Genomic DNA, 6,255 nt, shown 5'->3' on the forward strand with positions numbered 1-6,255 from the left:
ACCTTGACACAGATCAAGGCGGCTGGAGCTCGGGCGCGCGAAATGGCCGCATGATCCAGTCCCGCCTCATGCCAGACGCGCCGCGCCTGGATGTCGTTCCCCTGACCGAGGCGGAGGCCCCGGCCGAGTTCGCCCTGGCCCGGATGTGGCGGCCCGATCTGGGCGCCGATCAGTGGCGAACCTTTCTGCACGACTGGCGCGCCGCCCCGGACAGTCGCGGCATCCTCAGCGCCCGCAGCCAGCGCGGCGGGGTCCTGGGCTTCGTCAGTTGGTGGCGGCAACCCGATCTGGAATACGGCGAGACCCTGTGGGCCGGCCCCTTCGTGGTGCGCGAAATGGGCGTGCGGCCTCTGGTGCGGCAAAGCCTGGCCGTCGAGCTGACCGCCCTGGCTCATCGACTGGGCGCCAAGCTGCGCTACGCGGACGACGCCGCCGGCTAGGACAGCCTGCCCACTTCGAAAGCAATGCCCGTTCAGCTAGGCTGCGGCGGAATGCTGGAGCCGACCATGACCGCCTGCAACGCCGCCCTGGCCGAAGCCGCCCCCAATCCTGGCGAGGTTCGTCTGGAAGACGTCCACCCCTGCGCCAACTGCGGGGCGCGGCCCCTGGGCGTCTGCGCCGACCTGAAGGGTCATGAACTGCAGAACATGGCCTGCGCCAGCGAGACGGTGACGGCCCAGCCGGGTCAGGCCCTGTTCCATGAGGGCGACCCCAATCCCTTCGTCTTCAACGTCGTCGATGGTGCGGTGAAGCTCTATCGCCTGCTGCCCGACGGGCGGCGTCAGATCACCGGCTTCCTGTTCCAGGGCGACTTTCTGGGTCTGGGCGGGCGCGGGCCGTCCAGCTTCACCGCCGAGGCCCTGACGCCGTTGAGCGCCTGTCGCTTTCGGCGCGGCGACTTCGACCAGTTGCTGGACGCCTTTCCAGCGCTGGAGCACCGGCTGGTGGCGATGGCGGGCGACGAGTTGATGGCGGCGCAGGAACAGATCGTGCTGCTGGGCCGCAAGACGGCGCGCGAGCGCATCGCCAGTTTCCTGACCCGCCTGTCGGCGCGTCAGGTGCAGTTGGGGGGCGCCGAAGGCCGGGTTCACCTGCCCATGACCCGCCTCGACATCGCCGACTATCTGGGCCTGACCATCGAGACGGTCAGCCGGGTCTTCACCCAGTTCAAGACCTCGGGCCTGATCCAGCTGCTGCCCAACAACGAGGTGGCCCTGCCCGATCCCGAGGCGCTGAAGGCGCTGGGCGACGGCGCGGGCTGACATATCGGGCGATGGAGGTGCGGGCTGACGACCCGCACCTCCGCCCCGCATCGACGCGGAAGTGTCAGAACTTCCGGCCGACGCCCACCGACACGACCCACGGATCAAGACTGACGCTGCTCTTCAGCGCGCCGCCGTTGATCGTGGCGTCCGTGTCGAACCAGATCTTCTTGGCGTCCAGGTTCAGGGTCCACGGTCCCGACAGGTTCCAGTCGGCCCCGGCCTGCAGGGCGACGCCGAAGCCATCGTCCAGATCGACCTCGAAGCCGTTCTTATCCTGGCCGTCGAAGAAGGCCATGTAGCTGACGCCGGCGCCAACATAAGGGCTGATCGTGGCATTCGGCGTCGGGCGGTATTGCAGGGTCACGACGGGCGGCAGGACCCAGGTTTCGTGCACGGCCACATCGGTCGCCCCGCCCTTGGCGCGGACCTCGTGCTGGGTCGCGCCCAGGATGGCCTCGACGGCCCAGTGGTCGGCCACAAAATAGGTGAAGCCGAGGGTCGGCATCCAGTCGTCGCCCACATCGACCTTCAGGCCGCTGTCGGCGCCGGCGGCGGTGACGATGGCGTCGTCGGCCTGGGGCAGGACGCCGGTCATGCGGGTGGTGACGATCAACGTGCCCTTGCCGACGGCTTCAGGGGCGGCGGCGTTCTGGGCCGAGGCCGCGCCCGCCAGGGTCAGGACGCTGGCGGCGGCGAGAAGGGCGGCGGCGGTCTTCATCGGTATCAATCCCCGACAATCGCCGGATCGAGGGAGGCCCGGCTTCGATGTCGAAAACACCGTCCCACGTCGCGCACTGCCCCACCTTGATCCAACTCAAGTCATGGAAAATACGCATGAAAAAGCCTCCACGACCGAGATCGAGGAGGCTGATTTCGTCGAAGAGGATCAGGGCTCTGAGCGCCCCTCGTCCCCTTCGTCATAGAGATGGAACTCGTGCCATAGGCCGTTCAGGACGCCGAAGGCTACGGCCAGGCCGAGGCCCAGGATCCAGGCGAAATACCACATGGAATGATCTCCTTTCGCGGGATCAGTAGAGGTCGGGGTTGGTCTTGAGCGCCGCCGTGCTCGAACGTCCCCACAGCACCTTGTAGACCCAGGCGGTGTAGAGCAGGACGAAGGGCAGGAAGACCGCCACCACGATCAGCATGATGAACAGGGTGGTGTGGCTGGACGAGGCGTTCCACACCGTCAGGCTGGACTGGGCGTTGATCGAGCTGGGCAGGATGAAGGGGAACATCGACAGACCGACGGTCGAGATGATCCCCACCGCCGAGGCCGAGGAACCGCCGAAGGCCAGGGCCGCCGACTTGCGCCACATGCCCAGCAGACCGATGGCGGCGCCGGCAAAGCCGAGGATCGGGGCGATGATCATCCACGGGTAGCGGCCATAGTTGTCCAGCCAGGCGCCAGGCGCGGCCTCGACCGCCGTGCGCAGGGGGTTGGACACGCCGGCCGTGTCGACGGCGCCCGTGATGCGGAAGCCCATGTCGCCAAAGGCCACCATGGCGCCGCCGACAGCGAACAGGACCAGACTGGCCAGACCGGCGGCGGTGCCGATGGCGCGAGCGCGTTTCAGCACTACGCCTTCCTCGCCCTTGACCGACAGCCAGGCCGCGCCGTGCAGGACCAGCATGGATACTGACAGCAGGCCGCAGATCAGGGTGAAGGGGGTGAACAGGCCCAGCAGGCTGCCTTCGTAGAAGCTGCGCAGGTCGCCATCCAGACGGAAGGGCGCGCCCATCAGGACGTTGCCGACCGCGACGCCGAAGACCAGGGCCGGGACGAAGCTGCCGACGAAGAGGCCCCAGTCCCACATGGAGCGCCAGCGCGCCTCGGGCCGCTTGGAGCGATACTTGAACGATACAGGCCGCAGGATCAGCGCCGACAGGACCAGGAACATGGCCAGGTAGAAGCCCGAGAAGCTAACGGCGTAGACCTGCGGCCAGGCCGCGAAGATCGCCGCGCCGCCGACGATGAACCAGACCTGGTTGCCCTCCCAGGTCGCGCCGACGGTGTTGATGACCATGCGGCGCTCTTCGTCAGTCTTGGCGACGAAGGGCAGCAGGGCGCCGACGCCCATATCGAAGCCGTCCGTCAGGGCGAAGCCGATCAGCAGCACGCCCAGCAGTCCCCACCAGATCAGGCGGAGCGTGGTGTAGTCGAGGGGGAGTTCCATCTCTCTTTTCCTTCAACGACCGGGGTCAGGCGACCGCCGGTTCGCCTTCCGTGCTGGCGTCGGCTTCGCGGGCTTCCTGTTCGGCGAACGGTCCCTTCTTGATCGTGCGGAGGATCAGGCTGACCTCCACCACGGCCAGGGCGCCATAGAGCAGGGTGAAGCAGATGATCGTGGTCCACAGTTGCGGCACGCTGAGGCTCGAGGCGCCGAGGAAGGTCGGCAGGACGCCCTCCACGGCCCAGGGCTGACGACCCACCTCGGCCAGAAGCCAGCCGGACTCGATGGCGATCCACGGCAGGGGAATGGCCAGAACGGCCAGACGCAGGAACCACTTCGTCTCGTGCTTGCGCAGGGTGCACAGGACGAAGGCGGTGGCGAACAGGCCGATCATCAGGAAGCCGATGCCGGCCATGATGCGGAAGACCCAGAACATCAGCGGCACATTGGGCACCGTGTCCCAGGCGGCCTGCTTGATCTGATCCGGCGAGGCCAGACGCGGATCGGCGACATAGCGCTTCAGCAGCAGGCCGTAGCCCAGATCGTTGCGCACGCTCTCGAACTGGGCGCGGGCGGCCATGTCGGTGTGGTCGGCCTTGACCTTCTCCAGGGCGTCATAGGCGACGACGCCGCGTTCGATGCGGTCCTCGGCCACGGCGACCAGCTCAAGAATGCCGATCACCGGCTTGTCGATGCTGCGGGTCGAGATCAGGCCCAGGACATAGGGAATCTTGACCTCGAAATGGGTGTGGCGGTCTTCCAGGCTGGGCAGGCCGAAGGCGGTCAGACCGGCGGGGGCCGGCTCAGTGCGCCACATGGCCTCCAGAGCGGCCAGCTTCATCTTCTGGTTGTCGGTCAGGGCATAGCCCGACTCATCGCCCAGGACGACGACGGACAGCGACGACAGCAGGCCGAAGGCGGCGGCCACTGTCATCGACCGCTTGGCGAAGCCGACGTGCTTGCCCTTCAGCAGATAGAAGGCCGAGACGCCCAGCACGACCACGGCGGCGCAGACATAGCCCGCCGAAACGGTGTGAACGAACTTGGCCTGGGCCACCGGGTTGAAGATCACCGCCATGAAGTCGGTGACTTCCATCCGCATGGTGTCGGGGTTGAAGGCGGCGCCGACCGGGTTCTGCATCCAGCCGTTGGCGGCCAGGATCCACAGGGCCGACAGGTTGGTGCCCAGGGCGACCATGAAGGTGACGAACAGGTGGGCGTGCGGCTTCAGCTTGTCCCAGCCGAAGAACATCAGGCCGACGAAGGTGGCTTCCATAAAGAAGGCCATCAGGCCCTCGATGGCCAGCGGGGCCCCGAAGATGTCCCCGACATAGTGGGAGTAGTAGGACCAGTTCATGCCGAACTGGAATTCCATGGTCAGGCCCGTGGCCACGCCCAGAACGAAGTTGATGCCGAACAGCGTGCCCCAGAAGCGGGTGATGGTCCGCCAGATGGGCCGCCGCGTCATCACATAGATACTCTCCATGATGACCAGCATGAAGGAGAGGCCCAGCGTGAGGGGCACGAACAGAAAGTGGTATAGCGCCGTCAGTGCGAACTGAAGGCGTGACAGGTCTACGACCGCCAGGTCGATCATGGGCTCAGGCTCCTGACCGCCAGCCCCCATCGACCGGCGTTCTACTATAACCTAAGGCAACGCTCTTTGGCGCGCCTTGATCCTGATCAAAGCCCAGACAGGACGACTCGCTCTAGACGGCGTTTCGCCCAAGGCTGTTTCGTCACAAGGACGATTCGCCCAATGCGCCTTCGCGCTGGTCTATGTCTGTTCGCGCGGACGGAGCAGGAGAGACGATGACGGCCCAGCCGATCAAAGCAGACGCCACGCCGGCCCAATGGTTGAAAACGGCCCTGTCGCCCCGCAAACGGATCATGGCCCTGGCCAGCGGACTGGTGATCGCCGACGCGGTTCCGGCCGTGGGTTTCGCGGCGGGTCTGGGCCTGGCGGTCGGCGCCCTGCCACAGGGGTTCAGTCACGCCCTGCCCGGCGCCGCCTTGGCGATCGCCGCCCTGTTGGTGCGCGGCGCCCTGACCCAGGTCGCGACCGTTGTGGCCGCGCGCGCCGCGCGGGCGGTCAAGGGCGACCTGCGGCGTCAGGCCCTGAACGGCGCCTTCTCCGGCCGTCTGTCCGACGCCGAAACCATGACCGCGACCGTCGAGGGCGTCGAGGCGATGGACGGACACGTCTCGCGCTTTCTGCCCGCCCGCATGGCCGCCGCCGTCACCCCCCTGCTGCTGATCGCCGTCGCCGCCGTGGTCAGCCCCTTCACCGCCGGCATCTTCTTGTTCACCCTCGCGCCCTTCGTCATCGGCATGGCCCTGACCGGCATGGCGGCGGGGGCCGAGAGCCGACGTCAGTTTCAGGCGCTGGAACGGCTGTCCGGCCTCTTTCTCGACCGCATCCGCGCCCTGCCCGCCATTCTCGCCTTCCAGGCCGAGACGCAGCAGACGGCGGTGATCGCTCGCGCTTCGAACGATCTGGCGCGACGCACCGGCAGTGTGCTGAAGATCGCCTTCCTGTCCTCGGCGATTCTGGAGTTCTTCTCGGCATTGGCCGTGGCGCTGGTCGCCGTTTATTGCGGCTTCAATCTGCTGAAGCTGCTGCCCTTCCCCGCGCCCGAGCAACTGAGCCTGACCCGCGCCTTCTTCCTGCTGGCCCTGGCGCCCGAGGTCTATGCGCCGATGCGCCGCCTGGCTGCCGCCTATCACGACCGCCAGGCCGCCGAGGCCGCCGTGCCCAGCCTGAAGAGGCTGACCGAGGACGCGGCGCCCGTCGCCGCCCGCCCCCCGGTCCCCGT

7 protein-coding genes are annotated in these 6,255 nt (G+C 67.1%); 3 read left to right on the forward strand and 4 right to left on the reverse strand.

Annotated elements, in window-relative coordinates; genetic code table 11:
• The first annotated feature begins 50 nt into the window (after window positions 1–50).
• Both CQ039_RS15780 and CQ039_RS15785 read left to right on the forward strand, forming a co-directional pair.
• Entirely contained in the window at window positions 51–440 is a 390-nt protein-coding gene (locus CQ039_RS15780) for a hypothetical protein (protein WP_233190230.1), read from the forward strand.
• A gap of 66 nt (window positions 441–506) precedes the next feature.
• Window positions 507–1,262, forward strand: coding sequence for a Crp/Fnr family transcriptional regulator (locus tag CQ039_RS15785; protein WP_105563681.1), 756 nt, complete (start codon window positions 507–509; stop codon window positions 1,260–1,262).
• A gap of 64 nt (window positions 1,263–1,326) precedes the next feature.
• On the opposite strand, the gene CQ039_RS15790 is transcribed toward CQ039_RS15785, so the two are convergent.
• The 4 genes from CQ039_RS15790 to CQ039_RS15805 form a co-directional block, all read right to left on the reverse strand.
• Entirely contained in the window at window positions 1,327–1,983 is a 657-nt protein-coding gene (locus tag CQ039_RS15790; protein ID WP_105563603.1) for an OmpW family protein, read from the reverse strand.
• A 168-nt stretch (window positions 1,984–2,151) separates the two neighbouring features.
• Entirely contained in the window at window positions 2,152–2,271 is a 120-nt protein-coding gene (gene cydX / locus CQ039_RS15795) for a cytochrome bd-I oxidase subunit CydX (RefSeq protein WP_105563602.1), read from the reverse strand.
• A 22-nt stretch (window positions 2,272–2,293) separates the two neighbouring features.
• The gene (gene cydB / locus CQ039_RS15800) at window positions 2,294–3,442 is read right to left on the reverse strand and encodes a cytochrome d ubiquinol oxidase subunit II (RefSeq protein ID WP_105563601.1); all 1,149 of its coding nucleotides are present in this window, start codon (window positions 3,440–3,442) and stop codon (window positions 2,294–2,296) included.
• Between the two features lie 25 nt (window positions 3,443–3,467).
• A complete protein-coding gene (locus CQ039_RS15805) occupies window positions 3,468–5,033 on the reverse strand; it encodes a cytochrome ubiquinol oxidase subunit I (RefSeq protein WP_105563680.1) in 1,566 nt (521 codons plus the stop codon).
• Between the two features lie 218 nt (window positions 5,034–5,251).
• Between CQ039_RS15805 and CQ039_RS15810 the strand changes: the two genes are divergently transcribed.
• Window positions 5,252–6,255, forward strand: a 1,004-nt coding sequence (locus tag CQ039_RS15810) for an ABC transporter transmembrane domain-containing protein (RefSeq protein ID WP_255414162.1), incomplete at its 3' end; no start/stop codon positions are given.

This window comes from Brevundimonas sp. MYb52 (assembly GCF_002979535.1).
GTDB lineage: Bacteria > Pseudomonadota > Alphaproteobacteria > Caulobacterales > Caulobacteraceae > Brevundimonas.

Excerpts from the sequence above, each read along its gene's own strand:
- CQ039_RS15780 (WP_233190230.1), top strand. The coding sequence starts at position 51 with ATGATCCAGTCCCGCCTCATGCCAGACGCGCCGCGCCTGGATGTCGTT.
- CQ039_RS15785 (WP_105563681.1), top strand. The coding sequence starts at position 507 with ATGACCGCCTGCAACGCCGCCCTGGCCGAAGCCGCCCCCAATCCTGGC.
- CQ039_RS15790 (WP_105563603.1), bottom strand. The coding sequence starts at position 1,983 with ATGAAGACCGCCGCCGCCCTTCTCGCCGCCGCCAGCGTCCTGACCCTG.
- cydX (WP_105563602.1), bottom strand. The coding sequence starts at position 2,271 with ATGTGGTATTTCGCCTGGATCCTGGGCCTCGGCCTGGCCGTAGCCTTC.
- cydB (WP_105563601.1), bottom strand. The coding sequence starts at position 3,442 with ATGGAACTCCCCCTCGACTACACCACGCTCCGCCTGATCTGGTGGGGA.